This window comes from Nonomuraea sp. NPDC049649 (assembly GCF_040675175.1).
Lineage (GTDB): Bacteria > Actinomycetota > Actinomycetes > Streptosporangiales > Streptosporangiaceae > Nonomuraea.
This window is the reverse complement of sequence record NZ_JBFAOH010000014.1, coordinates 110,531-137,018: the sequence shown is the minus strand read 5'-3', so window position 1 is coordinate 137,018 and position 26,488 is coordinate 110,531. Positions and strand designations below refer to the sequence as shown.

The window sequence follows — 26,488 nt, the reverse complement described above, 5'->3', positions numbered from 1 at the left end:
GATCCTGGCCGGCGTGGCGGGACCGAGGGGCGCTGGGCGCGGCGACCGCGCGCTTCGCCGCTACTCGTCGGGGAGCGGGATCCACCGGTGCGCCCAGGTCGCCAGCTCCTCGAACGCCGGCCGCAGGTCGCGGCCCATCTCCGTCAGGTGATATTCGACCTTGACGGGGGTGGTGTCGAGCACCCGCCGCTCGATCAGCCCGGCGGCGTGCAGTTCGCGCAGCCGGCGGGCCAGCATGGTGTCGTTCAGCCCGGGGATCGCGGCCCGGATCTCGGCGTAGCGGTGGGCGCCCTTGGAGATGGCGTGCAGCACGGCGCCCGACCACCGCGCTCCGATCAGCTCCAGGGCGGTGTGGAAGCGGACGCAGACGGTGTGGGCGCTCACGTCCAAGATTCTAATTTTGCTCAACGCCGCTTAGCTACTCAATAATGTTGAGCAGCTACACATTCGCAAGCAAGGAGCGTTCATGTCGAAGCCGGTTCTGCACGTCGTCGTCGCGAGCACCCGCCCCGGCCGGGCCGGCCTGCCGATCGGCGAGTGGGCCCGCGACCGCGCGGTGGCCTCGGGACTGTTCGACGTCGAACTGGTTGACCTCGCCGAGGTCGGGCTGCCGCTCCTGGACGAGCCGCACCACCCCAGGCTCAAGCAGTACGAGCACGCCCACACCAAGGAGTGGAGCGCCACGGTCGACCGGGCCGACGCCTTCGTCTTCGTCACTCCGGAGTACAACCACAGCTTCCCCGCGAGCCTGAAGAACGCCCTCGACTACCTGCACCACGAGTGGCATCACAAGCCGGTCGGGTTCGTCAGCTACGGCGGGGTCTCGGGCGGCACCCGCGCGGTCAACGGCCTGCGCCAGGTGTGCAGCACGCTCCGGATGTTCCCGCTGCTCGAAGCCGTCAACATTCCCTTCCACACCGAGGTGATCGGCGAGGACGGCGCGGTCAAGGCCAGTGAGGTGATGGACAGCGCGGCCGGGGTGATGCTGGCCGAGCTGGCCAGGATGGCGGAGGCTCTGCGCCCGCTCCGGGCGGCTTGACAGGGTCCGGGCCGCCTGGCCGCTCAGCGCTCGTCGTCCGGGAGCAGTTCGTCCAGGACGCGGTTGACGGCGTCGCCCAGCGGGCGGAACGCCTCGGTGAGCGCGTTGGCCAGCGGCCCGAAGATCTCGGTGACCTCGTGCAGCAGGTCGTCGTTCTTCTCTTCCGGTGGTGACCAGCGCATGGCGTCGGCGCTCAGCGTCTCCCACTCGTCGACGACGCCGTCGATGGCGTCGAGCACGTGGTCTGGATCCCTCGACATGACGTTCTCCAGGAGAGAAATCGGGATAACACCACCGTAACCCGTCCCCGGCCGGTCCCGTCAGGCCGGGACGGACACTCCTACGCCGCCCCGGGTCTGCCCGCCGTACCGCTCCTTGTCGGCGGCCAGGTCGAGCGGCCGGATGCGGGTCCGGGCGGCCAGCAGCTCGTCGTCGATCAGCTCGGCGGGCACCAGCCAGGACACCTCGAACTCCAGCCCGTCGGGGTCGCGCGCGTACAGGGCCTTGGTGGTGCTGTGGTCGGAGGCGCCCACCAGCGCGCCCAGCTCGCTCAGCTTGGTGGCGATGCGCTCCAGTTCGTCGAGCGTGTCGACCTCCCACGCCAGGTGGTAGAGCCCGACGGTGCTCCGCCCGGCCTGCGACGGCCCGGCCGCCTCGCCGATCTGGAACAGGCCCAGGTCGTGGTCGTTGGACGAGCCGTCGGCCTGGAGGAAGGCCGCGCCGGGCATCTCCATGACCACGTCGAAGCCGAGGGCCTCGCGGTAGAAGGCGACGCTGCGCTTGACGTCGCGTACGTAGAGAACGGCGTGGTTGAGCCGCTGAACCGGCATGATGATCTCCTTTGAGAGGTTCTGTCCATAAGTGTATGAGAGTTCAAGTAAAAAGTACATGAGGGTTCAAGTACATTGGCAGATGTGACCCGATGGCTGAACGACGAGGAGCAACGCACCTGGCGGAGCTTCCTGGCGGCGACCCAGCTCGTCCACGAGGCGCTGGACCGGCAGCTACAGCGCGACGCGGGGATGCCGCACGCCTACTACATGATCCTGGTGGCGCTCTCCGAGGCCCCCGGGCGCTCGATGCGCATGAGCGAGCTGGCCTCGAAGGCGCAGAGCTCCCAGAGCCGGCTCTCACACGCGGTGGCCCGGCTGGAGGAGCGCGGCTGGGTCCGCCGCGAGCGCTGCCCGGAAGACCGGCGCGGCAACATTGCCGTGCTCACCGACGACGGCTTCGCCGCGCTGGAGTCGGCCGCGCCCGGCCACGTCGAGGAGGTGCGCCGGGCCCTGTTCGACCCGCTCACACCCGAACAGCTCCGCGGTCTCCGGGAGATCTGCGACACGGTACGGAACACGCTGGAGGGGTAGCGGCAAAACTGTCGGCGCCCCCTCGTAGGGTGTCCCGGGTAAGTCAGACGGCTCGACGAGGAGACGGGGATGCACGACGATGAGGCGCTGTTCCGCACGGTTCACGGCATCGCGGGCCAGATGGCGGGTCAGCCCGTGCCCACGGTGATCGACGCCCTGGTGCGGCAGTTGCCCCAGTCCTCCGGCCTCACCGGCGACGACCTGCGGCGCATCGCCGAGGAGATCAGCGTGGGGCGCGACCCGTCGGGGCTGTGAGGGCCAAGCCCCCGCGCTGATCACTGCTCGCGCAGGCCCCAGGGCGACCCGTACGTTTCCAGCAGATCCAGGAACGGGCGCGGCGGGAACGCCTCGGGGCCGAGCACGCCTTCGCCCTTCCACACACCGGAGGCCACCAGCTCCAGGGCGGCGACGGGGTTGATCGCGGTCTGCCAGACCACGGCCTGCGAGCCGTACTCACGCATCGACCACTCGTTGTCGACCACGTGATAGAGGTACACCTCGCGCGGCCGGCCGTCCTTGACGCCCTTCACCCAGGTGCCGGCGCAGGTCTTGCCGCGCATGCGGTCGCCCAGCCCGGCCGGGTCGGGCAGCACGGCGGCCACCACGTCGCGCGGCGACACCTCGGCCGGCCCGAGGCTGGTCGGCACGGTGACCGGCCGGGTGTCCGACAGGCCCAGCTCGCGCAGGGTCTTGAGGCGGGCGACGAACTCCTCACCCAGCCCGTACTTGAAGGTGACCCGCCCGGCGTCCACCCAGCGGGGCACCAGCACGACCTCCTCGTGCTCGACGTTCACGCACTCGATCGGGCCGATGCCCTCGGGGAAGTCGAACACCTCGGGCTCGCTGAACGGCTCGGTGGTGAACCAGCCGCGGTCGCGCTCGTACACGACCGGCGGGTTGAGACACTCCTCGATCGTGGTCCAGATGGAGAACGACGGGGCGAACTCGTAGCCCTCGACGGTCAGGTTCGCGCCGTCGCGGACGCCGATCTCCTCGATCTCGTCGAAGAGCTCGTCGGCGGCGTAGCGGGCGAACACGTCGGACATGCCCGGCTCGACGCCCATGCCGACGAGGGCCAGCCGCCCGGCCCGCCGCCAGTCGTCGTCGCGGGCGAACTGCTCGTCGCCGAGCTTCACCCCGACCTCCTCGTACGGGCGCTCCGGGTGCGGCCTCGACAGCGACATCGCCATGTCGAGGTAGTGGGCCCCGCTCGCGAGCGCCGCCTCGAAGAGCGGCATCACGAAGCGCGGGTCGGTGGCGTTGAGCAGGACGTCGCACCGGTGGTCGCGGAGCAGGCCGGTGATCGCCTCCCGGTCCGCGGCGTCGGCCCGGACGGCGGTGAAGCGGGGGCCGAGCGGGGCGACGGCCGCCCGCGCCCTGGACAGGTCGTAGTCGGCGACCACCATGTGGTCGAAGAACTCGCGGCGGGCGGCGATGCCGGTGATGGCGGTGCCGACACCGCCGGCGCCGACAAGCAGAATGCGCATGATCTCTCCTGGTCAAGGGGGGTGCGAATCCAGGAAAGCCAGTACGCTCGATAACGTCAATGGCGTTGACATAAGGAGCGGCATGTCCAGGCGCGCTGTCCCCGGCGAGGCCCGGCGGCGGCGCAGGCCCACCCGGCAGGGCCAGGTGCTGAGCCACGAGCTGATCATCGAGACCGCACTCCGCGTGCTCAGGGAGCACGGCGCGGCGGGCCTGACCGCGCGGCGGCTCGGGCTGGCGCTGGGCGCCGACGCGAGCGCGATCTACCGCTACTTTCGCGGCATGGACGACCTGACCCTCGCCATCGCCGACGCGCTGCTGGCCTCGGCCCTGCGCGGCTGGCGCGCGACCGGCGACTGGCGGGCCGACCTGCGGGCGCTCGGGCTGAGCATCCACCGGTCCTACCTGGCGCACCCGCAGGCCGCCGTGCTCACCGCGAGCCGGGTCGCGGGCCGCCCCAACGAGGTGGCGGTGGACGAGACGATCCTCGGCATCCTGCGCACCGCCGGCTTCCCCGACGCCGACGCGGTCCGGATCTACCACGCCTTCATCGACCAGAGCCTGGGCTTCGCCGTCCTGGACGCCGCCTCCCTGGCGCTGCCCGAGGCGGCCCGGGTCGCCGACGAGCAGGTCTGGCAGGACACCTACGCCCGCCTGCCCGCCGAGACCCACCCGCACATCGCCGCCACCGCGCCCCTGCTGGTGGCCAGGATGAACGACAGCGGCTACCCGGCGGCCCTGGACATGCTCCTGGACAGCGCCGCCCGGCAACTCGGAGAGAGCTGACCGCCTCCCTGCTGGGATGGACTACGGCGGCCCTTCAACTCAGGGGTCGTGATGGCCGGAATGAACGGCAGCGGCCCTGGGCAGTGCGGTCCGGCGACTCAGGGATCGCTCAGGGTGAGGTCGGGGGCGACGCCGGATGTCCCGGAGCGCGCCGCGCGGAAGACTCACTGTCATGACCAAGGTCTATCCGCTCGTCGCGCTCGCCGCGATCGTGTCGGGGGTGGCCGGGATGGTGTTCGGCCAGTTCGGCCCGGACGCGCGCCTGGACCCGCTGCACACGACGGCGGGCGAGTTCGCCGTGGCCGGACGCGGGGGCGTCACGGCGCTGGCGACGGCGGTGATCGCCCTCGGCTCGCTGGCGCTGCTGGCCGGGCTGCGGGCGGCGGGCGCTCCGGTGAGGGGGACGCCGGAGCGCCTGCTTCTGGTCTGGTCGGGCGCGCTGCTGACGGCGCCGTTCGGGGCGGGCCCGGTCTCCCGGTACGTGACGGTCGCGGCGTTCGCCTGCCTGCCCGCGGCGGGGGCGCTGCTGGTGCCCCGGCTCTCCGGCGATCAGGTGTGGCGGCCGGTGGCGAGGACGGTGGAGTGGCTGGCCCTGGCGGGCGGGCTCGGGGTGCTGGCGCTCACCTACGTGGCGCTGCCCGGGGAGGGGGTCATGCTCGGGCTCGTGGAGCGGTTGCTGCTGGGTGCGGATGTGGCGCTGCTGGCCGTGCTGGCAGTCTGGTTGGTCCGCGTGGTCTGGGGCGGTATAGCAGTCAAATTCACTACATATCACAGATTTATCGCTAGTTGATCTTAAGTCGGCCTCGATGAGTGCTATTCTCTCCGGCGATCTTCTAACCGGGAGCAGGTGTCATGGCATCGGGCAGATCCATCCGATTCAAGATCTCGACGCTGCTCGTCGTCCCGCTGGTCTCCCTGGTGGCGCTCTGGGGATTCGCCGCGAGCACCACGTCCAGGGAGGCGCTGAACCTCCTCAAGGTCGAGGCCTTCTGGACCGGGATCATCGACCACGCGGACTACCTCGTCATCAACCTCCAGACGGAGCGGCTGGCCTCCGCCGAACTGCTGGCGGGCGCCGTCACCGACCCCAGGAAGCTGACCGAGGCCCGCACCAAGGTCGACCAGGTCAGGAAGCTCCTGACGGACGGCGCGATGGCCGAGGACACCCAGGCGGTGCTCACCGATGACATGAAGGCGCGCCTGTCCGCGGTCTTCGAGGCCGTCGACCGGCTGCCGCAGATCAGGAACGGGGTGGACAAGGGGTCGCTCACCCCGCACAACCTGATCGCCGAGTACGCCACCATCCCGGACGCCATGGACCGCCTCTACGCGGCCTTCACCGCCAGCACCGACGCCGAGCTGTCCCGCCAGTCGCAGGGCCTCATCATGGCCGCGCAGGTGCGCGAGCTCCTCAGCCGCGAGCACGCCCTGATCGTCGCGGGCAACTCCGTGGTGGACGGCGACGGCTGGACCATGGACGAGATCCACATGCTGGCCGGCATCGACGGCGCTCGCTCGTACCTCCTCCCCAAGGCGATGGCCAACCTGGACGCGGAGATGCGCGCCCCGCTGGAGCGGCTGACCGCCACCGGGAACTACGGCTCGATGGAGCGCCTGCTGGAGTCGTACATCTCCGGCGACCCGGTGAACCTGGAGCTGTGGCGGAGCACGGTCGAGCCGGTGCTGGAGGAGTTCAACCAGGCCCTCTGGACGACCGGCGAGACCCTGCTGGAGCGGATGGAGCCCGCCGGCATGGCGATCATCGTGCGCGCCGCCGTCGCGGGCGCGCTCGGCCTCATCGCGGTCATCGTCTCGATCTTCCTCTCGGTACGGGTCGGACGGCGGATCTCGCGTGAGCTGGCGGAGCTGCGCGGCTCCGCCCAGGAGCTGGCCGAGGTCCGGCTGCCCGGCGTGGTCGCCAAGCTGCGCGAGGGCGAGCCGGTGGACACCGCCGCCGAGGCGCCGCCGATCCAGGTGGCCCCGGGCGCCACCGGCGAGGTCACCGACCTGGCGAACGCGTTCGACCGCGTCCGCTCCACCGCGGTCGACGCCGCCGTGGAGCAGGCCCGGCTGCGCGAGGGCATCTCCCAGGCGCTGCGCAACCTGGCCAGGCGCAGCCAGTCGCTGGTCCAGCGCCAGCTCAAGCTGCTGGACGAGATGCAGCGCCAGACGGAGGACCCGGAGGCGCTGGAGCACCTGTTCAGGCTCGACCACCTGACCACCCGCATGCGCCGCCACGCCGAGGGCCTGGTGCTGCTGTCCGGCGGCTCGGCCGGCCGGCGCTGGCGCGGCGTCATCGGCATGGAGGACGTGCTGAGCGGGGCCGCCGCCCAGGTCGAGGAGTACACCCGGGTGCGCGTCTACCCGATGCCGGAGTGCGGCGTCTCGGGCGAGGCCGTGGCCGACCTCATGCACCTGTTCGCCGAGCTCATCGAGAACGCGGCCACCTTCTCCTCGCCCGGCAGCGAGGTGTCGGTCCGCGGCGACCTGGTCGGCAAGGGCTTCGCGGCCGAGATCGAGGACCGCGGGCTGGGTATGTCCGACGAGGCCAGGGAGGCGATCAACTGTCGCCTGGCCAGCCCGCCCGAGTTCGACCCGGCGCAGACCGACCAGCTCGGCTTCGCCGTCGTCGGCATGCTGGCGGCCCGGCACGGGGTGAGCGTCACGCTCAAGCCCTCCCCGTACGGGGGGACCACCGTGATCGTGCTGGTGCCCTCGCACCTGGTCCAGCCGCTGCCGGCGATCCGCCCGCCGGAGCCGCCCGAGCTGGAGTCCGTCACCGTGTCGGTGGTCGGCAGGGAGAACGCGGAGAGCAGAGAGAGCACGGCGAGCACGGAGATCAGGGAGATCAGGGAGAGCCCGCCGGAGGAGAGCGCGCCCCGCGGGCAGCGGCCCCCCGCCGGCCCCGGGCCGAGCGAGCTGCCGCGCCGGGTCCGCACCGCCAAGCGCAAGACGGCCGCCCCGTCGGCGGCGGGAGCCGGGCTGCCCCGCCGGGTGCGCCAGGCCAACCTGCCGCAGCAGCTCAGGAAGCCGCCGCAGCCGGACGCGCCGGTCGCGGACCAGCCGCCGCCCCAGCCCCTGTCGGAGCGTTCACCGGAGGAGGCCAGGGCGCTGCTGTCCTCGCTGCAGTCAGGCTGGCAGCGCGGACGGCAGGACAATGACCATGACGGGGGGACGCCATCGTGAGCAACGAGCACGAGTGGGTCGACGAGGAGGCCGGTCCGGTCGTGCGCCCGTACGCGGTGACCCGCGGACGCACCAAGCCAGCCGCCAAGGCGCTGTCGACGCTCGACCTGCTGGCGACCGTGTCGCTCACCGGGCGGCCCGCACCGGCCCACGCGGAGCTGAGCGTCCAGCACCGGCGGCTGCTGAACTGCGTGGTCCAGCACGCCAGGCCGGTCGCCGAGGTCGCGGGCGAGCTGGACCTGCCCGTCGCGGTGGTCCGGGTGCTGCTCGGCGACCTGATCGACTACGACCTGGTGGCCGTCAAGGCGCCGCGGCCCAAGGCCACGACGCCGACGGAGAGCCTCCTGCGCGAGGTGATCAACGGGCTGCGCGCGCTCTAGCCGGTCATGGTCAGCTGCCGGAGCGAGTGCTCCACGAGCGTGATCATGACTTCCTTGGCGGAGTTGCGCCGGCGCACGTCGCACAGCATCACCGGGACGTCGTCGTCCAGGTCGAGGGCGATCCGCACGTCCTCGACGCTGTGCCGTTCGGCGCCGTCGAAGCAGTTGACGGCCACCACGAACGGCGTGCCGCGCTGTTCGAAGTAGTCGACGGAGGGGAAGCAGTCGGTCAGCCGCCGGGTGTCGGCGATCACGACCGCGCCCAGGGCGCCGTAGGACAGCTCGTCCCACATGAACCAGAACCGTTCCTGGCCGGGGGTGCCGAACAGGTAGACGACCAGCCCGTCGCGGATGGTGATGCGGCCGAAGTCCATCGCCACGGTCGTGGTCGTCTTGGTCTCGACGCCGTCGGTGTCGTCGACGCCCACTCCGCGGTCGGACAGCACCTCTTCCGTCCGGAGCGGCCTGATCTCGCTGATCGACCCCACCAGGGTGGTCTTGCCGACGCCGAACCCCCCGGCAATGAGGATCTTGAGCGCGACGGGGTCCTCAGAGAGCACGGAGTCCATTGATCACTTCCTTGAGAATGCCCTCACTCGGGCGCGATCCGGCCGCGGAGGGGGCCGATACCGAGATGAGGCCTTGGTCACGCAGGTCGCCCAGCAGGACGCGGACGACTCCGACTGGCAAGTCGAGCTCGACGGCCACGTCGGCCACCGAGATCGGGTTGCGGGCCGCGCGCATGATGAGCGACTGCTCGGGGGAGAGGTCGTCCCGGGCTTCCCCCACGGCGCGCACGGTCGCGACGAGGTCGAGATTGTCCCCCGACGACCTCGTACGACCTCGGATGAGAGCGTAGGGCCGCACGATGGGCCCGGCGTCCTCGTCCAGCCACTGCGGGGTATCGCTCATGGCATGGCTCGCGGGTTGGTCGTGATGTGCTGGCCGACCCGCTTCACCAGCATCGCCATCTCGTAGGCGATGTGGCCCACGTCGACGTTGGCCTCGGCGAGCACCGCCAGGCATGTGCCCTGCCCCGCCGCGGTGACGAACAGGAACGCCGACTCCATCTCCACGATGGTCTGGCGTACCTCGCCGCCGCCGAAGTGGCGGCCGGTGCCCCGGGCCAGGCTCTGGAAACCGGCGGCCACGGCCGACAGATGCTCGGCGTCCTCGCGGGTCAGCCCCTTGCTGTAGCCGACGGCCAGGCCGTCGGTCGAAAGGATGACGGCCTGCCTGACCGCACCCACCCGGGTGGTCAGGTCGTCAAGGAGCCAGTTCAGCTCACCGGTGTTGGTCGTCGGCACGCTCATGCCTCCCCCTTCTCATCAGCTTCTTCACGTGCGCGCTCCGTTCCCCGCTGGAACGCGGAGAACAGGTCGCGCACCTCGTCGGGAGAGCGTTCATTCTTCCGCTCGGGCTCCGGCTCGGGCGGCGGAGCGTCCTTGAGCCGGGATGACAATGTGGCCTGCCGGACTCGCCTTGGCAAGCCCGCGTGCGTGCCACTGACCACCGCCAGCGCTTTCTTCCGGGTCCGTCCGGGCAGCGAGGGCAGCTCGTCGCTCTTGGCTTCGGGCAGCTCAGGCTGGTCGGTGATGAGCCTGTCCGGCACGAACACGATGGCGGTGGTGCCGCCGAACGGCGATCGCCGCAGCAGCACGTTGATGGAGTGCCGCTGGGCCAGCTTGGCGACCACGAACAGGCCGAGCCTGTCGCTGTCGGCCAGGTCGAACTCGGGCGGCTCGCGCAGCACGCGGTTGTACGCCTCGTACTCCTCCGGCTGCAGGCCGAGCCCGCGGTCCTCCACCTCGACCGAGTAGCCGTTGCTGACCCGGTCGCCGCGGACGTGGACCGCGGTGTCGGGCGGCGAGTAGATCGTGGCGTTCTCCACCAGCTCGGCGATCAGGTGGGTGAGGTCGGCCGCGGCCGAGCCGTCGATCGCGCTGCGGGGCATGTTCGCGACCTCGACCCGGGTGTAGTCCTCCACCTCGGCGATGGCGGCCCGGACGACGTCGATCACCGGCACCGGCTTGCGCCAGGCCCGCCCGGGAGCCGAACCGGAGAGGATGATGAGGCTCTCGGCGTGCCGCCGCATGCGGGTGGTCAGGTGGTCGAGCCGGAAGAGCTCCTCCAGCTGGTCCGGGTCGTGGGTGCGCCGCTGCATGCCGTCCAGCAGCGCGAGCTGGCGGTGGAGCAGGCCCTGCTTGCGCCGGGCCAGGTTGAGGAAGACCTGGCCGAGCCCGTGGCGGAGCGCCGCCTGGCCGACGGCGGCGCGCACGGCCGTGTCCTGCACCGCGCCGAACGCGCCGGCCACGTCGCTGATCTCGGCCGAGCCGGTGACCGCGATCGGCTTGGCCTCCTCGGTGACGTCGATCTCCTCGCCCTTGCTGAGCCGCCTGACCAGGTCGGGCAGGCGCCGCTGGGACATCTCGACGGCGGCGGAGCGCAGGCCCGCCAGCTCGGCGCCGAGCCGGCGGCCGAAGCGCACCGAGATGATGATCGAGGCGAGCACGGCGACCAGGCCGACGCCGCCGGCGACGCCGATCTGGATCCGGGTCGCGGTGGCCGCGTCGGCGGCCCGGCCGCCCAGTTCGGCGGAGATCTGGCCGCTGATCCGGTCGAACTCGGCGATCACCTTGCCGACGGCGTCGTTCCACCGGGCGGTGTCGGGCGGCGGCGCGCCCGTCCTGATGATCCGCGCCTCCATCGTGGCGAAGGTCAGGAACTCCTCGCTCTTGAAGAGGTCCGCGTACGGCTGGCGCAGCTCGACCTCGAGGCCCGCCTGGCCGCGCGCGTGCAGGAACTTCCGGGAGGAGGCGTACTCGGTGAACGCGGTGGTCTCGCCCTCGGTCAGCCGCCCGTCGAGCTGGGCGGCCTGGACCAGGGCGTGCTCCCGGAGCAGGTACTCGTGCGCGTTGCTCATCGTCTGCAGCGCGGTGACCTGCTGGTAGATGGCCAGCTCGGGAGCGGGCGCGAGGTGGTCGTAGAACCGGTACATGGCGTCGAGCAGCCGGTTGTACTCGCTGAGGTCGAGCATCCGGGTGCTGAAGCCGCCGTCGACGCCCGTGCGGATGGCGTGCAGCCGGGACAGCTCGGCCTGGACGGTGTTCAGCGGCGTCCGCATGTCGTCGGTGAGGTTGCGCTCGGCTTCCCGGACGGACTCGCGGAAGTCGTGGAGCGCCGCGTCGGTGCGGGCACGCTGCTCACCGAGCTCGGCGCTGGGCTCGCCGTGCGTGAGCTTGAGCAGTGTCCGCTCACGCTCGGCCTGGAGCTGGACGCCCAGTTCGGTGGAGGTGACGCCGACCGTCTGGTACAGGGACTCCCCGCGCAGCAGCGACCAGCCGTCGCTCACGGTGAGGTTGAGCACGAAGCCCCAGAGCGCGCTCAAGGACAGGAGGGGTAACAGCAGCAACAGAAAGATCTTGAACCGAATTGACCGGTTTTGCGAGCCCATGTCCCAACCTCGGAGTCGAGGGCATTTCCACAAACTGTGTAAATACACCTCCGGAAGATCGCACAGGAGACTAGCACCGATTATGCGTCTCCTGCAGGGGATGAACAGGGATGTTTTACGCGGGCGCGGAGCAAGACTCAAGAAGGTCCCGAACGGGACACGAGGGCATTACCACCTCGTCTCACTCCATCAGTTCCCCGACGGCCCGATGGGCTGCCGTGACGGCGGCGTCCGCCCGCGCCGAGGGCGCCGCGTCCGACCCGGCGAGCGCGATCCGGCCGAACCGCCGCCGCGCCGTCTCCGCCGGTGACGGCCCGTCGGGATGGAACCCGTGCCAGGGCCGGCAGTACTCGGGCGCGTACCCGTGACCCCACCGGTAGACCGTCACCTCCTCGACGTCCCTGCCGGGATCGAAGCCACCGGGCCCGAGCAGCCGCGCGAGCTGGTCGCGCGCCCCGAACTCCAGCGTCTCGTACGGGGTGCGCAGCAGCGCGTGCCGGCCCGCGACCGCCCCTTCGGCGGGACCCAGCTCCGACCGGGAAGGCGTGGCCACCAGGCGCGCCGTGACACCGCCCGCGGAGTGGCGCACCAGCTCGCTCAGCGACCAGTACGCGCCCGTCCAGCGGGTGCGGGCGACGCCGAGCCGCTGCCAGGCGTCCCCGCCGCGCAGCCGCACCAGGGCCTCCACCAGGGGCGTCTTCACCGCCGCGCGCAGCGCCTCACGCTGCTCGCGGGGCAGGTCCTCGACGAGGTACGGGACGACCGCGTGCCAGCAGGCCAGGATCACCGCCCCGGCGGCGACGGACCTGACCCCGTGGCCGTCGAAGTAGGCGACGGTGGCCGAGGACGCGGTCTCGGGCGGGCCGTCGTTCCGTACGGACACGACCGGGCTGGACAGCCGGAGCCGGGCGGAAGTCTGGTCCAGCATCGCCCGGATCAGCCCGTGCACCCCGCCGGGCAGGTGCGCGACCCGGCCCGCCGTGCCCCACTCCTTGGCGACGGTGGGCGCGCTGAACCGCGACGGCTTGCTCGCGTCCAGCCCTAGCCCCCCGAACCCCGGATAGCCGAGCCCCCAGGCGTCCACCGCCCCCAGGGCACGCGTGTCGTACCCCCAGGCGGCGCTGGGCAGGGTCCGCAGGAACCGCTCGGCGTCCGGGTGCACCCGCAGCGCCTCCAGCAGGTAGCGGGAGTAGGTGAATCCGGCCAGCCGCTCGTGCTTGGCCTCCGCCGGCAGCCCGGGGAACGGGTCGGCGGGGTTCGCGTACAGGGCGAGCAGGTCCTCCCTGGCGGCGTCGGCGACCGGCAGCACGCCGATCCACTCGCCGGCCGGCGCGCCGGTGCGGACCAGCACCTCGACCGGGAACGTCTCGCGGTCGCACATCACGCTGTCGTCGGCGCCGCACTCCTGGCAGGGCGCCGCCGCGACGCCCAGCCCGTCGAGCAGGTCGCGGAACTCCGGGGTCCAGGTCGCGGGCGCCGCCATCGACCCCGAGCCGGGGCGCTGGAGATGGCCCCCGGTCGTGTCGTGGTTGTCCAGGATCAGCACGCGCGCGCCGGGGTGGCGGCGCAGCCACTCGTGCGCGGCGCTCACGCCGCTCAGCCCGGCCCCCACCACCACCAGGTCGTAGCGCTCTCCCGTCGGCTCGGGCGGGTCCGCCTGCTGCCAGAACCGGCCGTCGCGCAGCGCGTGCAGCACGCCGAGCGCCTGGGAGGTGTTCCCGCGGAACGCGGCGACCGGCGCCGAGGCGGCGGCGTAGACGGCCCCCGGCCTTGCCGGCCCGGTCAGGGCCGCCGCGCCCGCCGTCACGGCCACGCCGTCGAAGAAGTCCCGGCGCGAAATGGCCCGGCCCATGCCCAGTTCGCGACCCGCTGCCGAACGGCCGATGTCCTCCATGCGGCGATCCTCATGACTCGCCCGGAAAAGGCCGCGCGCGGCGCGCGGCCGGTGGCGGAGTCTTTGCGTTCCCTGGTACGGGAGAAAGGCCGCGCGATCCGTTGCCCCGGGGACGTCATGGCAGCTCACCCGACCTGACGGGCTTCCCGCATAAAGCGATGAAACCGGTGGATAGCGCCGTTGACGGCTTCCGGCGGGCGCGTTTCCTTTAGCGTTTCCCTGAATGCCGTTGACGTGAAATGGAGAACTCATGCTTAAGGCATTTTCCGCCGTATTTCTAAGCATGACGGTCATGGCGGGATGCTCTTCCGGCGAGAAGGCCGACATTCCGGAGCCCGCCGCGTCCGCCTCACAGTCCGCGTCCGCCGACGCGGCCAGGCTCCGCGCCGCGCTCCTGCCGCTGCCCAAGGGCATGAAGGTCGCGTACGGCCCCGAGACGGGCGCGTACGGCACCCTCACCTCCACCAAGCAGGGCATGGAGGCGGTGCGCCAGGCCAAGCTGGAGCACCCCGAGTGCGCGGGCGCCGCCCAGCTCGACGTGGCCCGGCCGGAGATCGCCGAGGCCCCGGCGGCCGCGGTCGGCTACACCTCGTCGCGGGGCTCGATCACCCAGGCCGTGGTCGCGCTGTCGCCGGAGGCCTTCCCCGGGCCGCTGCCCAGCCAGTGCGACGCGTACCAAGCCGAGGTCCGCGGCACCCAGGTCGTCTACCGCACCCGCGACCTGCGGATGCCCCGGCAGGGCGACGAGTCGCGCGCCTACATCACCACCGCCTCCGGCGGCGACCGGCAGGCTCAGATCGGCACGGTCACCATCCGGCGCGGCGGCATGGTGATGAACCTCGTCGTCGTCGGCAACGAGGTCAAGCGCGAGGGCCTGCTGGAGCTCGGAAAGCTCGCCGACCAGAACCTCGCGCAGGCGGCCGCCTGAGTCAGATCAGCACGTGGTCGTCGGGGCGGCCGACGAAGGAGAACTGGGCGTTCCGGGTCAGCTTGATGTGGTCGGCCTGCCAGGTGTGCATGGCGGTGTCGGCGCTGCGCCAGTAGACGAAGTTGAACCGGTCCGCCGAGTAGATCTTGACTCCGTCGTCCTTGAGCCGGCGGACCAGGTTGGTGTCCTCGCCCCGGGTGAGGTCCGCGAAGCGGTACCTGCGGAACATGTCCGCCGTGCCGAGGAACGTCCCGCCCTGCACCAGGAACGAGTAGCGGTGCTCCAGGCCGGGCAGGCGGAGCATGGTGGTGTTGGTGCCTTCGAAGTAGGAGTAGTGGGCGCCCTTGCCCACCAGCTCCGCGTCCGTGTAGTCGAAGGCCCGCACCAGGTCCGACAGGTAGTGCTCGCCGTAGAGGTTGTCGTCGTCCATCTTGGCGATCAGCTCGCCCTCGGCGGCGTCGATGCCCAGGTTCATGCAGGCGCCCAGCGTCAGCGAGGGGTCGGCCGCGAGCACGGTCACGTCGGTGACGCCCGCCATGCGCGCCTTGTCGGCCACCACCACCGGGTCGATGTCCAGGCCGTGCAGCACCATGACCAGCTGCACCGGCCGGTGGATCTGCTTGGCCACCGACGAGATGGCGTGCTCGATCTGGGAGGCGCGGTTGGTCGGCAGCACCACCGAGATCGACCGCGACCGCGGCGTCACCGGCCGGCCGAGCACCTGGAGGATCTGGTCCACCCGGTGCGTGAACAGGTGCTTGTCGAACACCTCGCGCATCGCCAGGTGGCCCATCCGGGCACGCAGCTCGGGGCTGTTGATCAAATGGAGCACCTGGTTGTACGACTCGATCGGCTCGCGCGCGATCGGGATCAGCTCGCCGAACGTCTCCTCGATGGCCCGCGACCAGCCCGACACCACGGGGGTGGCGCAGGCCGACAGCTCGAACACGCGCCGGGCGCACATGGTCGGCGAGTCGAGCACCGAGTTGACGTTCAGGAAGACCTTGTACATTCGGTACGCGGCGAGCATCTGGTCGTAGGGCAGCTCGCCCACGATGTGCGGGCGGTACTTCTCCGGCCAGGCGTACTTCTCGTCCACCTCGCCGTTGCGGGCGAAGATGTGCAGGCCGAGCTCCCGCACCGGGTCGAGCACGGTCTCCATCTGCTCGCGGCGCTCGGGGTGCTTGTCGCGGAAGTACATGCCGGCGAAGACCACGTCGTGCAGCCGGCCCTCGCGCTGCTGGACCGGGTTGTGCACGCGCGGCTGGGCGGCGAACTGGAGCACGTCCACCCGGTCGTGCCCGAGAACCTCGCGATACTTCGGCAGCATGTCACCGTCGCAGGTGAACACGTAGTCGAACAGCTTGGCCGTGTCGATGAAGAAGTCGAAGTTCGGCGGGTCCTCCTTGTTCCAGAAGACCGTGGGGATGCCCTCCGCCTTGCACCAGGCGACCAGCTCGCGCAGCGGCTCCTTGGGCGCGTTGGTGCCGGTCATCTGGTAGCGCCAGCGGCCCTGGTTGCCGTGCCAGGCCGACTCGCAGAAGAGCAGGTCGGGCCGCTTCTCCGCGAAGATCTCCGGCCAGTCCTTGAGCCCGAACTCGATCTGGTCCCACTCGTAGCGGAAGGCCATCCGGGAGAAGTCGTCCAGGATCACCGCGACCTTGAGGTCCGGGCGGTTGATCGGCCCGGCGGGCCACTTGACCGCGGGCACCTTGACCTCGGGCGGCCGGTGGTTGGCCAGCTCGATGGCCTCGTTGACCGGCTTCGGCGGCTTGGGGGCGCGCTCCTTGGACCGGACGGCCCGCAGCACCTTGCCGGGGCTCTTGGACCCTATGGCCTCGCCCAGCTTGAAGGTCCGCTTGGCCTGGGTGGCCTCCAGCTTCCAGGCGGCGTAGGCGGCCTTGGCCTCCGCGATCTCCAGCCGGCGGCGCAGTTCGCGGATCTCCGCGTCGTAGCGCTCGACGACCTTGCGCTCCTCGGGTAGCCAGTTCACCGGTCCGAGGCGCTGGAACGTGGGCTCTTCAGGAGTTTCGGCCATCAGCTATCGCCTATCGCTGGTGCGGGATATGTCATAGTACGGCGAGATCCGTACCAGATTTCGGGATTACTCGGAACGCGTCCCCTGAGCCGCGGGCGACAGGTTGTCTCCTTTCAGCCACGCGGAGATCACCCGCGCGATGCGCGGACCGGCGGCGCCGTCCCAGAGCGGGGGCAGCTCCCCGGCGGGCGTGGCCGCGCCGTCGGCCAGCGCCTTCTCCGCCGCCGCCGACAGCAGAGCGGGCGTGACCAGCCGGTTCGTGCCGTGCGTGATCGTGACCGGGCGCTCGGTGTTGGGCCGCACGGTCAGGCAGGGCACGTTCAGCATGGTGGTCTCCTCCTGCACGCCGCCGGAGTCGGTGACGACCAGCGCGGCGCCCCGTACGAGTGAGAGAAAGTCCACATAGCCCAGCGGGTCGACCACCCGCACCGAGGGGCCGTCGACCAGCCCGGCCTCGGCCAGGCGGGTACGGCCGCGCGGGTGGATCGGGACCACGAGCGGGATCTGCCGGGACACGTCGAGCACGGCCGAGACCAGCTCGGCGGCGGCCTCCGGGGTGTCGACGTTGGCCGGGCGGTGCAGCGTCGCGACCGCGTACCGCTCGGGCAGGCCCAGCCGCTCCACCACCGGGGCCGGGTCCAGGGAAGGCAGCGCGGAGAACAGGCTGTCGATCATCGGGTTGCCGACCAGGTGCACCTTCGAGGCGGGCACGCCCTCGGCCGCCAGGTGGGACAGCGCGTCCGGAGAGGTGGCGAAGAGCAGGTCGGACAGCGCGTCGGTGACGATCCGGTTGACCTCTTCCGGCATCGACCGGTCGAACGAGCGCAGCCCGGCCTCCACGTGCGCGGTCTTGATGCCGAGCTTGGCGCAGACGAGGATCGCGGCCAGCGTCGAGTTGACGTCGCCGTAGACGACCACCAGGTCCGGGTCGTGCTCCTGGAAGGTCTCCTCCAGGCCGATGAGCAGGGCCGCCGTCTGCTTGGCGTGGGTGCCCGAGCCCACGCCGAGGTTGGCCACCGGGTCGGGCAGGCCGAGGTCGGCGAAGAACACGTCCGACATCAGCGCGTCGTAGTGCTGGCCGGTGTGGATGATGCCCTGCCGCACGCCGAGCTCGCCGAGAGCGCGCACGACAGGGGCCGCCTTCACGAAGTTGGGACGGGCGCCCAGAACGTGCAGAACCAGGGGGTTCTCCCTCATGACCTCGCCTTTCATAGCGGAAGGGAAAAAACGCTGCCTATGGTACGGTCACCGCGTGGCATCCGACGCCAGTCCTCCAGACTCCTCGAAAAGTTCGGCTGGGGTGTCCGCGAAGTCCGCCCGGGCCGGCGTCGGGGGGCTTCTCAAGGGCTTCATCCAGCATCCGATCGTCGTCTCGCGCGTGGTCGTGACCAAGGTCAGGTCCGACCCGGTCCGGGCCGCACAGGCGGCCGCCGACGCGATGCCGCCGCGCCTCCGGCCGGTCATCGGCAAGTTCGCCTGGCCCGCCGCCCGCCGCGCCCGCTACGTCGCGCGCAAGCTCGGCATGCGCATGGTCCGCGCGCCCTGGGACGAGGCCAAGGAACACTGGGACTCCGGGCGCGTCAGCATGGCGGCCGAGGTGCTCGAACCGTTCACCAAGTACCCGTTCGTCAGCCGCAGGGCCGCCTATTACCGCGGCGAGCTGGCGGCGATCAGCCCCGACCCGATCCCGCCCGGCCCCAAGGTGGCCATCCTGGAGCGGGTCTCCGGTCGCGTGCTCCACCTCGTCACGAACGCGCTCCCGTACACCCAGGCCGGCTACACGGTCCGGACCCACCGCATCGTCACCGCCCAGAAGGCCGCCGGGCTCGACCCGCACGTGGTCACGAGCTGGGGCTTCCCCATGCTTCAGGGCCACGCGGACGCGACCCCGTACGAGGAGCTGGACGGCATCCCGTACTACCGGCAGATGCCCGACGGCCGCGGCGAGGTGCCGTTCGAGATGCACGGCCGCATGATCAAGGGCGCCGACGCCGTCACCAAGCTCGTCACGGAGCTGCGCCCGCAGGTCCTGCACGCCGCCACCGACCATCGCAACGGCTCGGTCGCGCACGCCGTGCGCGACCGCACGGGCACCCCCTTCGTGTACGAGGTACGCGGGTTCCTGGAGGAGACCTGGGCCTCGCGCGACCCCAAGCGGGTGGGCAGCCAGCGCCACGTGCTCCAGCGCGAGCGTGAGGCGTTCCTCATGCGGGAGGCCGACGCGGTGGTCACGCTGGCCGAGACGATGGCCACGGAGATCGTCGAGCGCGGCGTCCCCCGGGAGAAGATCCACCTGGCGCCGAACGCGGTCGACGACTCGCTGCTCACCGCCCAGTACGACGGCGCCTCGTTCCGCCGCGCGATGGGCATCGAGGACCGCGAGATCGTGGTCGGCTCGGTCTCCAGCATCGTCGCGTACGAGGGCTTCGCCACCTTGCTGCGGGCGGCGGCGCTCCTGCGTGACGAGGGCAACCCGGTGCGGGTCCTCATCGTGGGCGACGGCACCGAGCGCGAGAACCTGCTGGAGCTCGTCGAGGAGCTCAAGCTCACCAGCGCGATCCTGCCCGGCCGGGTGGGGCCCGAGGAGGCCCTCCAGGCGCAGGACGCCATCGACATCTTCGTCTGCCCCCGGGAGGACCTGCGGGTGACCCGGCTGGTCACGCCGCTGAAGCCGGTGGAGGCGATGGCGCTGGGCAAGCCCGTCGTGCTGAGCGACCTGCCGGCCCTGTCGGAGCTGGTCGGCAGCGACGGCGCGGGCGAGCTGGTGGCGCCGGGCGACCCGGCGGCGCTGGCGGAGGCGCTGGGCGCGCTCGCGCAGGATCCCGCGAAGCGGGCCGAGATGGGCGAGGCCGGTCGCGCGGAGGTCGCGGCCAAGCGTACCTGGAGCCGTGTTGCCGAGACTTATCAGGCTCTGTACAGGACCCTTGCCGAATGATGACCTTCGCATTGCCTGTCTGTTCTGACGGGTTCGGACGCATTAGGCGTGAGCTAGGTGGACTTGAGATAACCTTTGCGACCATGAAGTGTTGTTTCCGGCTCCCTAAGGCACAGCTGTGACAGAAATCGACTTGGCTGTCATCGGCCTCGGCTACGTCGGCATGCCCCTCGCCAAAGAGGCGGTGGCCGCCGGGCTGAAGGTCGTCGGCGTCGACGTCGACCCCGCCAAGGTCGACGCTCTGATGGCCGGACAGTCGTACATCGATGACCTGACCGAAGCCGATCTCGAGCACATGCTGTCCAACGGGTTCAGCGCCACCCTCGACGAGGCGATCCTGGCCGAGAGCAGCACGATCGTCATCTGCGTCCCCACCCCCCTGGACGAGGACCACCGGCCCGACCTGTCGGCCGTGGAGAGCGCCAGCAAGGCCGTGGCACGCAACCTGCGCGAAGGCACGCTCGTCGTGCTCGAATCCACCACCTGGCCGGGGACCACGGACGAGCTGGTCCGTCCCCTGCTCGAATCGTCCGGGCTGGCCGCCGGCGAGGGGTTCCACCTGGCCTTCTCGCCCGAGCGCATCGACCCGGGCAACCCCAAGTACGGCCTGCGCAACACCCCCAAGGTGGTCGGCGGCTACACCACCGCCTGCCGCGACCGGGCGACCGCCTTCTACGGGCGCTTCGTCGAGCAGGTCGTCCCCGTCAGCAGCACCCGCGAGGCCGAGATGGCCAAGCTGCTGGAGAACACCTACCGGCACGTCAACATCGCCCTCGTCAACGAGATGGCGATCTTCTGTGACGAGCTGGGCGTCGACCTGTGGGAAGCCATCGAGGCGGCCGCGACCAAGCCGTTCGGGTTCCACAAGTTCCTGCCCGGCCCCGGTGTCGGCGGGCACTGCATACCCGTCGATCCCTCGTACCTGTCCTACACGGTGCGCAAGCTCGGCTACCCTTTCAGGTTCGTCGAGCTGGCTCAGGAGATCAACGAGCGGATGCCCTCCTACGTGGTCGCCCGCGTACAGCGTCTGCTCAACCGACACAAAAAGGCCGTGAACGGCGCCAGAGTCGTTATGCTCGGCGTCACCTACAAGCCGGACATCGCCGACGAACGCGAGACCCCGGCCCTGCCCGTGGCGCGCGCGCTGCTGGAGCTGGGCGCGGACCTCACGTACGCCGATCCGCATGTCAAGGAGTGGTCAGTGGATGGCACGCCCGTGCGGCGTGAGGAAGATCTGGCCGAGGCCGTCGCAGGCGCCGACGTGACGGTGCTGCTGCAACAGCACGCCGCGTTCGACCTGGGCACGGTCGAGGCCAAGGCCAGGCTTGTGCTCGACACCCGCGGTGTGCTCACCGAGGGCGAACGCGTCGAGCGCCTGTAGCGACCGGAGGCAACGCGCGTGCACGTGCTCGTCATGACGGTGGTGCATAACCCCGAGGACGCGAGGATTCTGCACCGGCAGATCCGCGCCCTCGTGGATGCCGGTCATGAAGTCACGTACGCCGCCTCCTACACCGCGCACGGCGTCGTCCCCCGGCCCTGGGTGACCGGCGTGGACCTGCCCCGGGCGGTGCAGCGCAAGCGGATCTCCGCGGTCTGGGCCGCGCGCCGGCTGTTCAAGCGGATGCGGGGCAAGGTCGACCTCGTCCTCATACACGATCCCGAACTGCTGTTCGCCGTCTGGGGCGTGCGCAACCGCCCGCCGGTCGTGTGGGACGTCCACGAGGACACCCCGGCCACGCTCTCCCTGAAGCCGTGGCTGCCGTCCATCCTGCGCCCGCCCGTACGCTTCCTCGCCCGCATGCTGGAGGCCACCGCAGAGAGCAACATGCACCTGCTGCTGGCCGAGACCGCGTACGCGGGCCGGTTCAAGCACGCCCACCTCATCGTGCCGAACGAGACGTGGGTGCCCGACTCGGTCACGCCGCCCGGCGACGACCGGATCGTCTACCTGGGCTGGCTGTCCAGGGCGCGCGGCGTGCACGAAGCCATCGAGGTGGCCCGGCTGCTCCAGCCGTACCGGGTCTCCGTCGAACTGATCGGCTACGCCGACCCGCAGAGCCGCCCGGTGCTCAACAAGGCCGTCACCGAGGGCCTGCTGGAATGGCGCGACTTCATGCCGAACGACGAGGCGCTCAAACGGCTCGACGGCGCGCTGGCCGGCCTGTCGCTGCTGCGCGACGAGCCGAACTACCGCCACTCCATGCCCACCAAGATCATCGAATACATGGCGCACGGCATCCCCGTCGTCACCACCCCGTCGCCCCGCGCCGTCGAACTGGTCGAGCGCTACGAGAGCGGCGTCGTGGTGCCGTGGGAGGACCCCAAGGCGGTGGCCCAGGCGGTGCTGACGCTCCGGGACGACGCGCGCGAACGGCGCGCCCAGGGCGCCCGCGGCTACGCCGCCGCCCGCGCCAACCACCACTGGCCCAACTCCGCCAAGCGATTCGTCGCCCAGCTGGAGGCCTGGGCCGGGGTGAAACGATAGAGCGGCAGGTCTCTCAACGTGCGCTGGCTTTTCGTCCTTCTGGGCGCGGCCATCCTCGCCGCTGTCGCGGCCGTGGTCATCGTGCTGCCCGCGGGTCATGAGGAACCCGCCCCCATCCCGCAGGCCGACCCCGCGCCGTCCCGCTCCGCGCTCAAGCCCAAGGTGGACGAGTTCACCGACCCCTGTGGAACGTTCGAGACCCGCGAGAAGGCGCCCTACGCCGTCTCCGGCTACTGGATCACCCCCACGTCCAACCCCTGCACCTGGCGCCACCAGCTCCAGGAGATCCACAACGTCGGCGGCGACACCGTCATCAGGATCGGGTACGGCCTGCAGTTCCGCACCGTCGACCGCCGCGGCCGCGTCAAGACCCGCGACGGCGCCGTGGACCCGCTCTACAAGGGCTGCGTCGAAGACGGCCTCAGCTGCTACAAAGCCGCCGAACGCGACCTCAAGGAAGCACACCCGGACAACCGCATCGGGCGCGTGTACGTGTACCGCACCGACGAGTCGTTCGGCGACGGCATCTTCCGATGCACACCCATGGAACGGGCCGTCGACGGCGGCAAGAAGAGGACCTACTTCCGCCTCATCGCCCCGCCGGACGGCTCCGACGACCCGACCTGCGACTTCACCAAGGGCACCTCGTACGACCTCATCCTCATCGCCGGCGGGGCCGACGACAGCCTGACCAAGCTGCTCGACCTCGGCGACCAGTTCGGCGTACGGGTCTTCCCCGCGCTGCCGCTGGCGCCGCGCGACCCCGCCAGCCCCATCCGGGCCAACCGCAAGCACATCGGCACCCTCACCACCGTCACCCGCCGCATCCTCCAGGACTACGGCCGTCGCTTCGCCGGCCGGGAATCGCTCGGCGGCGTCTACCAGCCCTTCGAAGTGCAGATGTCCGACACCCTGGCCGCCAACCCCACCCTGGAGGTCTACGCCGACCAGCACCGCATCGTCGCCCAGGAACTCCCCGGCAAACCCATCCTGATCAGCCCCTACCTCGACGGCCGCAAACGCGTCGCCTTCGGCCAGACCCCTGAACAGGTCGCCGAGGGCTTCAAGGCGCTCGCCCGGACCGGGGTCGGCATCATCGCCCCCCAGGACAGCCGCGGCACCGGCAAGGTCGGCCTCTACTGGCCCGACGAACGCGGCGACGAAGTCGACGAGCGGCTGCGCCCCGTCGTCGGCGAGACCACGTACAAGACCGCCTACCACGGCTCCACCCGCGACTACTACCGGGCGATGGCGGTGGCCCGCGACGAGATGATCCAGGCCGGGCACGACGTACAACTCTGGGCCAACGTCGAAGCCTTCGAACCGTCGGGCGACGAACCCTGCGCACGCCAGGGCACCCGGGGCAAGACCGACAAGAAACGCCTCGACCAGGCCGTCACCATGGCGGGCCGGTACGTCCAGAAGATCGTCTCCTACATGTGGAGCGACTTCATGACCTGCGGCTCGCCGTCCGTGGAGTCGGAGATCCTGCGCGACTGGCAGCGGCCCATCGCCGTCGACGCCATCCGCCGAGCCCGCGCCCCCCAGGACGGGCTCGAGGTCCGCGGCTACAACCTCAAGGACGGCACCGTCACCGTCTCCTGGTCGGGCGGCGCCGTGGACCTGGTCGTCTCCGAAGTCGGCTGGCTGGACGAGGACCCGCTGGAGGAACTGCCCCAGCACATGCAGACGGCCTGGGTCCCCTTCGACTGGAGCCAGGTTCCGGCCGGCGAGTGGATCCGCATCCACGTCAAACTCCCCACCGGTCAGTCCACCCACGAACCCCTGCACGTACGCATAGACACCTAAGGTCCTCGCCTTCACGCGCTCCGCGCGAGTCGGGCTCGGGCCCCCGGACCCCCGGTGTGGGCGGGTGTCCGTCCGGGAGTTTCTTGACTACGGCGTTCGGTGGGATGGTCTGGGCGGTGCGTCGTCATCAAAGGTCCTCGCTTTGACGACCACCACGTGCGGTGGGATCGGGTGCGCGTGGGAGGCTCACTCAGAGCCGCTGGGTGAGGTTGAGCATGTTGCCGTCAGGGTCCGTGATGTGGGCGACTCGGTGGCCCCACGGCATGTCCCGGGCCGGGCCGAGCACCTTCCCGCCCGCCGGCGCCACCTGCGGCACCAGGTCGTCGACGCTGTCCACGAACACGGCCACGGTGACCCGCCCCGGCTTCGCCTCGGCGCCCGCCTGGTGGTCGACCAGGCCGAGGCGGGCCCGGCCGAGCCGGAGTTCGAGGAAGAACGGCCCCTTCTCACCCGGCACCCGCATCTCCTCCTCGGCGCCGAACAACTCGACGTAGAAGGAGCGCAGCCGTCCGATATCGGCGGTGCACAGGATCGGCTGGATGGCGAACTCGCTCGACTGGATGCTCATACCAAGGTGGACCGCCGCCGGAACCGAAAATCACCGAACGCCCCGGCCATGGCCGCGTCCGTGAGCGGCCCTTCGCGTCTCAGCGTCCGATACCCGCGCACGATCTGTCGGTGCCGGGGTCTATTGTCATGAGTCATGACACCTGACACGCCTGACCGGCGGTCCTCGATCCTCGTCTGGGTGGCGCTGGGCATCGTCTACGTGGTCTGGGGTTCCACCTACCTCGGCATCGCCATCATGATCGAGACCATGCCGCCCATGCTCAGCGGAGCCATGCGCTTCCTCACCGCCGCGCTGCTGCTCGGCTCCTTCCTGGTGCTCAGGAAGGGCAGGGAGGTCTTCCGGATGACGCGCCGCCAGTTCGGCGGCGCGGCGCTGATCGGGCTCCTGCTGCTGACCGGTGGCAACGGCATGGTGGCCGTCGCCGAGCAGCACATCTCCAGCGGCCTGGCCGCCCTGCTCGTGGCGTCGGTGCCGCTCTGGCTGGTGGTGTTCAGGATCGCGGTACGCGACAGGCCGGGGGTGCTCACGCTGGCCGGGGTGCTCGTCGGTTTCGGCGGCGTGGCGGCGGTCTCGCTCAGCGGCGGCGGGGCGGGCGGCGACGCCACCGGGATCGTGGTCATCCTGCTCGCCTCCGCGTCCTGGTCCGTCGGCTCGTTCCTGTCGGGGCGGATCGCGATGCCGGCCAACACCTTCGCGGCCAGCACGATCGAGATGGTGGCGGGCGGCCTCGGCATGATCGTCGTCGGCACCGTGGCGGGTGAGCGGCTCGACCTGGCGGTGGTCTCGGGGCGTTCCTGGGCCGCGCTGGCGTATCTGGTGCTGGTCGGGTCGCTGGTGGGCTTCACCGCCTACACGTGGCTGCTGGGCAACGCGCCGATCTCGCTGGTGTCGACGTACGCGTACGTGAACCCGGTGGTGGCGGTGATCCTCGGCGTGCTCATCCTGAGCGAGCAGCCGACGGCGCAGATACTGCTGGGCGGCCTGGTGATCCTGGTGGGCGTCGCCCTGGTCGTGTCGACCGAACGGCGACGCCCGGTGAAGACCCCGGAACCGGCCGAGGCGGTGTCTACGACGACCTGAAGGCCGCCGCCGCGGCCAGGAAGGCGTCGTTGGCCTCCGGGTCGCCGATGGAGACCCGGGCGCCCTCGCCCGCGAACGGCCGGACCGCCACGCCTTCCACGGCGCAGGCCGCGGCGAAGTCCATCGTGCGCTCGCCCAGCCGCAGCCAGACGAAGTTCGCCTCCGTCGGCGGCACCTCCCAGCCCTGGGAGATGAGCGTCTCGCGGACCCGGGTGCGCTCCTTCACGACCCGCTCCACCCGCTCCAGCAGCTCGTCCTCGGCCGCCAGCGACGCGATGGCGGCCACCTGGGCGAGGTGGTTGACCGCGAACGGCACCATCGTCTTGCGCACCGCGGCGGCGACCGGCTCGTGGCCGATCAGGTAGCCGACGCGCAGCCCCGCGAGCCCGTACGCCTTGGAGAACGTGCGCAGCACGCAGACGTTCGGCCGGTCGCGGTAGAGGGCGAGGCCGTCGGGCACGGACTCGTCGCGGACGTACTCCCGGTAGGCCTCGTCGAGCACCACCAGCACGTGCTCCGGCACCCGGTCGAGGAAGGCCGCCAGCTCACGCTCGCGGACGGCGGTGCCGGTCGGGTTGTTCGGGTTGCACACGAACAGCATGCGCGTCCGGTCGGTGATCGCCTCGGCCATGGCGTCCAGGTCGTGGTTCTCGTCGGCCAGCGGCACCCGTACCGACGTCACGCCCGCCAGGTCAGCGAGGAGCGGGTACGCCTCGAACGACCGCCAGGCGTAGACCACCTCCACCCCCGGGTCGCCGACGCTCTCGAACAGCTGCTGCGCCACCGTGACGGACCCCGCGCCGAGCGCGATGTGGTCCTCCGGCACCCCGAACCGCGCCGCGATCGCCTCGGTCAGCTTGACCGCGCCCGGGTCGGGATAGCGATGGATCAGCCTCGCCCCCTCCGCGATCGCCTCCTGCACCGACGGCAGCGGCTCGTAGGGCGACTCGTTGGACGACAGCTTGTAGGACCGGCCGTCGGGCGTCATCACGGCCTTGCCCGGCTTGTAGGCCGGCATCGTGTCGAGGATGGGGCGGAAACGAGGCATGTC

The 26,488-nt window shown here is 70.8% G+C and carries 26 protein-coding genes; 13 read left to right on the top strand and 13 right to left on the bottom strand.

The window, feature by feature from the left end:
* Positions 1 to 60: 60 nt before the first annotated feature.
* Positions 61 to 384 carry a helix-turn-helix domain-containing protein gene (locus AB0J42_RS20110; RefSeq protein WP_364296438.1) on the bottom strand — a complete coding sequence of 108 codons (324 nt, stop codon included), beginning with the start codon at positions 382 to 384 and terminating at the stop codon, positions 61 to 63.
* A gap of 82 nt (positions 385 to 466) precedes the next feature.
* Here AB0J42_RS20110 and AB0J42_RS20105 point away from each other — a divergent pair, with 82 nt between their 5' ends.
* The gene (locus tag AB0J42_RS20105; RefSeq protein WP_364296436.1) at positions 467 to 1,039 is read left to right on the top strand and encodes an NAD(P)H-dependent oxidoreductase; all 573 of its coding nucleotides are present in this window, start codon (positions 467 to 469) and stop codon (positions 1,037 to 1,039) included.
* A 23-nt stretch (positions 1,040 to 1,062) separates the two neighbouring features.
* Here the strand turns inward: AB0J42_RS20105 and AB0J42_RS20100 are convergent, their stop codons facing one another.
* Both AB0J42_RS20100 and AB0J42_RS20095 read right to left on the bottom strand, forming a co-directional pair.
* Positions 1,063 to 1,299: a hypothetical protein gene (locus AB0J42_RS20100; protein ID WP_364296434.1), complete on the bottom strand. Its 237-nt coding sequence runs from the start codon at positions 1,297 to 1,299 to the stop codon at positions 1,063 to 1,065.
* 60 nt (positions 1,300 to 1,359) lie between these two features.
* Complete coding sequence (locus tag AB0J42_RS20095) at positions 1,360 to 1,869, bottom strand: VOC family protein (protein WP_364296432.1); 510 nt, start codon at positions 1,867 to 1,869, stop codon at positions 1,360 to 1,362.
* Positions 1,870 to 1,944: 75 nt separating this feature from the next.
* Here AB0J42_RS20095 and AB0J42_RS20090 point away from each other — a divergent pair, with 75 nt between their 5' ends.
* Positions 1,945 to 2,403: a MarR family transcriptional regulator gene (locus AB0J42_RS20090; RefSeq protein WP_364296430.1), complete on the top strand. Its 459-nt coding sequence runs from the start codon at positions 1,945 to 1,947 to the stop codon at positions 2,401 to 2,403.
* A 69-nt stretch (positions 2,404 to 2,472) separates the two neighbouring features.
* A complete protein-coding gene (locus AB0J42_RS20085; RefSeq protein ID WP_364296428.1) occupies positions 2,473 to 2,658 on the top strand; it encodes a hypothetical protein in 186 nt (61 codons plus the stop codon).
* Positions 2,659 to 2,678: 20 nt separating this feature from the next.
* Here AB0J42_RS20085 and AB0J42_RS20080 read toward each other — a convergent pair whose 3' ends face one another.
* Positions 2,679 to 3,890, bottom strand: coding sequence for a saccharopine dehydrogenase C-terminal domain-containing protein (locus AB0J42_RS20080; protein ID WP_364296426.1), 1,212 nt, complete (start codon positions 3,888 to 3,890; stop codon positions 2,679 to 2,681).
* Between the two features lie 82 nt (positions 3,891 to 3,972).
* Between AB0J42_RS20080 and AB0J42_RS20075 the strand changes: the two genes are divergently transcribed.
* From AB0J42_RS20075 to AB0J42_RS20060, 4 genes are all read left to right on the top strand, one after another.
* Entirely contained in the window at positions 3,973 to 4,674 is a 702-nt protein-coding gene (locus AB0J42_RS20075; RefSeq protein ID WP_364296424.1) for a TetR/AcrR family transcriptional regulator, read from the top strand.
* 172 nt (positions 4,675 to 4,846) lie between these two features.
* Positions 4,847 to 5,464 carry a DUF998 domain-containing protein gene (locus tag AB0J42_RS20070; RefSeq protein WP_364296422.1) on the top strand — a complete coding sequence of 206 codons (618 nt, stop codon included), beginning with the start codon at positions 4,847 to 4,849 and terminating at the stop codon, positions 5,462 to 5,464.
* 62 nt (positions 5,465 to 5,526) lie between these two features.
* Positions 5,527 to 7,860 (top strand): nitrate- and nitrite sensing domain-containing protein, encoded by a 2,334-nt coding sequence (locus AB0J42_RS20065; RefSeq protein WP_364296420.1) that lies wholly within the window; start codon positions 5,527 to 5,529, stop codon positions 7,858 to 7,860.
* The gene (locus tag AB0J42_RS20060; RefSeq protein WP_364296418.1) at positions 7,857 to 8,240 is read left to right on the top strand and encodes a DUF742 domain-containing protein; all 384 of its coding nucleotides are present in this window, start codon (positions 7,857 to 7,859) and stop codon (positions 8,238 to 8,240) included. The genes AB0J42_RS20065 and AB0J42_RS20060 overlap by 4 nt, the downstream gene beginning before the upstream one ends.
* Here AB0J42_RS20060 and AB0J42_RS20055 read toward each other — a convergent pair.
* The 5 genes from AB0J42_RS20055 to AB0J42_RS20035 all read right to left on the bottom strand — a co-directional run bounded on the left by AB0J42_RS20055 (position 8,237) and on the right by AB0J42_RS20035 (position 13,588).
* Entirely contained in the window at positions 8,237 to 8,809 is a 573-nt protein-coding gene (locus tag AB0J42_RS20055; protein WP_364296416.1) for an ATP/GTP-binding protein, read from the bottom strand. The two genes, AB0J42_RS20060 and AB0J42_RS20055, sit on opposite strands and share 4 nt — an antisense overlap.
* The gene (locus AB0J42_RS20050; protein ID WP_364296414.1) at positions 8,790 to 9,152 is read right to left on the bottom strand and encodes a DUF742 domain-containing protein; all 363 of its coding nucleotides are present in this window, start codon (positions 9,150 to 9,152) and stop codon (positions 8,790 to 8,792) included. The genes AB0J42_RS20055 and AB0J42_RS20050 overlap by 20 nt, the downstream gene beginning before the upstream one ends.
* Positions 9,149 to 9,553, bottom strand: coding sequence for a roadblock/LC7 domain-containing protein (locus AB0J42_RS20045; protein ID WP_364296412.1), 405 nt, complete (start codon positions 9,551 to 9,553; stop codon positions 9,149 to 9,151). Before AB0J42_RS20045 ends, AB0J42_RS20050 begins: the two co-directional genes overlap by 4 nt.
* On the bottom strand, positions 9,550 to 11,652 hold the full coding sequence (locus AB0J42_RS20040) for an ATP-binding protein (RefSeq protein ID WP_364296410.1): 2,103 nt from the start codon (positions 11,650 to 11,652) through the stop codon (positions 9,550 to 9,552). The genes AB0J42_RS20045 and AB0J42_RS20040 overlap by 4 nt, the downstream gene beginning before the upstream one ends.
* A 223-nt stretch (positions 11,653 to 11,875) precedes the next feature.
* On the bottom strand, positions 11,876 to 13,588 hold the full coding sequence (locus AB0J42_RS20035; RefSeq protein ID WP_364296408.1) for an NAD(P)-binding protein: 1,713 nt from the start codon (positions 13,586 to 13,588) through the stop codon (positions 11,876 to 11,878).
* Positions 13,589 to 13,880: 292 nt separating this feature from the next.
* Here AB0J42_RS20035 and AB0J42_RS20030 point away from each other — a divergent pair, with 292 nt between their 5' ends.
* Positions 13,881 to 14,516 carry a hypothetical protein gene (locus AB0J42_RS20030; protein WP_364296406.1) on the top strand — a complete coding sequence of 212 codons (636 nt, stop codon included), beginning with the start codon at positions 13,881 to 13,883 and terminating at the stop codon, positions 14,514 to 14,516.
* A gap of 1 nt (position 14,517) precedes the next feature.
* Here AB0J42_RS20030 and AB0J42_RS20025 read toward each other — a convergent pair whose 3' ends face one another.
* Together AB0J42_RS20025 and wecB are read right to left on the bottom strand one after the other, a co-directional pair.
* Positions 14,518 to 16,554 carry a glycosyltransferase gene (locus AB0J42_RS20025; RefSeq protein WP_364296404.1) on the bottom strand — a complete coding sequence of 679 codons (2,037 nt, stop codon included), beginning with the start codon at positions 16,552 to 16,554 and terminating at the stop codon, positions 14,518 to 14,520.
* Between the two features lie 66 nt (positions 16,555 to 16,620).
* Positions 16,621 to 17,751 carry a UDP-N-acetylglucosamine 2-epimerase (non-hydrolyzing) gene (gene wecB, locus AB0J42_RS20020; protein ID WP_364296402.1) on the bottom strand — a complete coding sequence of 377 codons (1,131 nt, stop codon included), beginning with the start codon at positions 17,749 to 17,751 and terminating at the stop codon, positions 16,621 to 16,623.
* Between the two features lie 103 nt (positions 17,752 to 17,854).
* Here wecB and AB0J42_RS20015 point away from each other — a divergent pair, with 103 nt between their 5' ends.
* From AB0J42_RS20015 to AB0J42_RS20000, 4 genes are all read left to right on the top strand, one after another.
* Positions 17,855 to 19,489, top strand: coding sequence for a glycosyltransferase (locus AB0J42_RS20015; RefSeq protein ID WP_364296400.1), 1,635 nt, complete (start codon positions 17,855 to 17,857; stop codon positions 19,487 to 19,489).
* A 118-nt stretch (positions 19,490 to 19,607) separates the two neighbouring features.
* Positions 19,608 to 20,870 (top strand): nucleotide sugar dehydrogenase, encoded by a 1,263-nt coding sequence (locus AB0J42_RS20010; protein ID WP_364296398.1) that lies wholly within the window; start codon positions 19,608 to 19,610, stop codon positions 20,868 to 20,870.
* 18 nt (positions 20,871 to 20,888) lie between these two features.
* A complete protein-coding gene (locus AB0J42_RS20005) occupies positions 20,889 to 21,977 on the top strand; it encodes a glycosyltransferase (protein ID WP_364296396.1) in 1,089 nt (362 codons plus the stop codon).
* A gap of 18 nt (positions 21,978 to 21,995) precedes the next feature.
* Positions 21,996 to 23,786 (top strand): DUF4434 domain-containing protein, encoded by a 1,791-nt coding sequence (locus AB0J42_RS20000; protein WP_364296394.1) that lies wholly within the window; start codon positions 21,996 to 21,998, stop codon positions 23,784 to 23,786.
* 190 nt (positions 23,787 to 23,976) lie between these two features.
* Here the strand turns inward: AB0J42_RS20000 and AB0J42_RS19995 are convergent, their stop codons facing one another.
* Entirely contained in the window at positions 23,977 to 24,354 is a 378-nt protein-coding gene (locus AB0J42_RS19995; protein WP_364296392.1) for a glyoxalase superfamily protein, read from the bottom strand.
* Between the two features lie 135 nt (positions 24,355 to 24,489).
* Here AB0J42_RS19995 and AB0J42_RS19990 point away from each other — a divergent pair, with 135 nt between their 5' ends.
* Positions 24,490 to 25,437 (top strand): EamA family transporter, encoded by a 948-nt coding sequence (locus AB0J42_RS19990; protein WP_364296390.1) that lies wholly within the window; start codon positions 24,490 to 24,492, stop codon positions 25,435 to 25,437.
* Here AB0J42_RS19990 and hisC read toward each other — a convergent pair.
* Complete coding sequence (gene hisC, locus AB0J42_RS19985; RefSeq protein WP_364296388.1) at positions 25,424 to 26,485, bottom strand: histidinol-phosphate transaminase; 1,062 nt, start codon at positions 26,483 to 26,485, stop codon at positions 25,424 to 25,426. The two genes, AB0J42_RS19990 and hisC, sit on opposite strands and share 14 nt — an antisense overlap.
* Between the last annotated feature and the right edge of the window lie 3 nt (positions 26,486 to 26,488).

What these genes read in the sequence shown, in the direction of transcription:
- wecB (WP_364296402.1), bottom strand. Translation starts at nt 17,751, where the DNA reads ATGAGGGAGAACCCCCTGGTTCTGCACGTTCTGGGCGCCCGTCCCAAC.
- AB0J42_RS20030 (WP_364296406.1), top strand. Translation starts at nt 13,881, where the DNA reads ATGGCGGGATGCTCTTCCGGCGAGAAGGCCGACATTCCGGAGCCCGCC.
- AB0J42_RS20105 (WP_364296436.1), top strand. Translation starts at nt 467, where the DNA reads ATGTCGAAGCCGGTTCTGCACGTCGTCGTCGCGAGCACCCGCCCCGGC.
- AB0J42_RS20095 (WP_364296432.1), bottom strand. Translation starts at nt 1,869, where the DNA reads ATGCCGGTTCAGCGGCTCAACCACGCCGTTCTCTACGTACGCGACGTC.
- AB0J42_RS20025 (WP_364296404.1), bottom strand. Translation starts at nt 16,554, where the DNA reads ATGGCCGAAACTCCTGAAGAGCCCACGTTCCAGCGCCTCGGACCGGTG.
- AB0J42_RS20035 (WP_364296408.1), bottom strand. Translation starts at nt 13,588, where the DNA reads ATGGAGGACATCGGCCGTTCGGCAGCGGGTCGCGAACTGGGCATGGGC.
- AB0J42_RS20055 (WP_364296416.1), bottom strand. Translation starts at nt 8,809, where the DNA reads ATGGACTCCGTGCTCTCTGAGGACCCCGTCGCGCTCAAGATCCTCATT.
- AB0J42_RS20080 (WP_364296426.1), bottom strand. Translation starts at nt 3,890, where the DNA reads ATGCGCATTCTGCTTGTCGGCGCCGGCGGTGTCGGCACCGCCATCACC.
- AB0J42_RS20065 (WP_364296420.1), top strand. Translation starts at nt 5,527, where the DNA reads ATGGCATCGGGCAGATCCATCCGATTCAAGATCTCGACGCTGCTCGTC.
- AB0J42_RS19995 (WP_364296392.1), bottom strand. Translation starts at nt 24,354, where the DNA reads ATGAGCATCCAGTCGAGCGAGTTCGCCATCCAGCCGATCCTGTGCACC.
- AB0J42_RS20070 (WP_364296422.1), top strand. Translation starts at nt 4,847, where the DNA reads ATGACCAAGGTCTATCCGCTCGTCGCGCTCGCCGCGATCGTGTCGGGG.
- AB0J42_RS19990 (WP_364296390.1), top strand. Translation starts at nt 24,490, where the DNA reads ATGACACCTGACACGCCTGACCGGCGGTCCTCGATCCTCGTCTGGGTG.
- AB0J42_RS20045 (WP_364296412.1), bottom strand. Translation starts at nt 9,553, where the DNA reads ATGAGCGTGCCGACGACCAACACCGGTGAGCTGAACTGGCTCCTTGAC.
- AB0J42_RS20100 (WP_364296434.1), bottom strand. Translation starts at nt 1,299, where the DNA reads ATGTCGAGGGATCCAGACCACGTGCTCGACGCCATCGACGGCGTCGTC.
- AB0J42_RS20050 (WP_364296414.1), bottom strand. Translation starts at nt 9,152, where the DNA reads ATGAGCGATACCCCGCAGTGGCTGGACGAGGACGCCGGGCCCATCGTG.
- AB0J42_RS20075 (WP_364296424.1), top strand. Translation starts at nt 3,973, where the DNA reads ATGTCCAGGCGCGCTGTCCCCGGCGAGGCCCGGCGGCGGCGCAGGCCC.
- AB0J42_RS20085 (WP_364296428.1), top strand. Translation starts at nt 2,473, where the DNA reads ATGCACGACGATGAGGCGCTGTTCCGCACGGTTCACGGCATCGCGGGC.
- hisC (WP_364296388.1), bottom strand. Translation starts at nt 26,485, where the DNA reads ATGCCTCGTTTCCGCCCCATCCTCGACACGATGCCGGCCTACAAGCCG.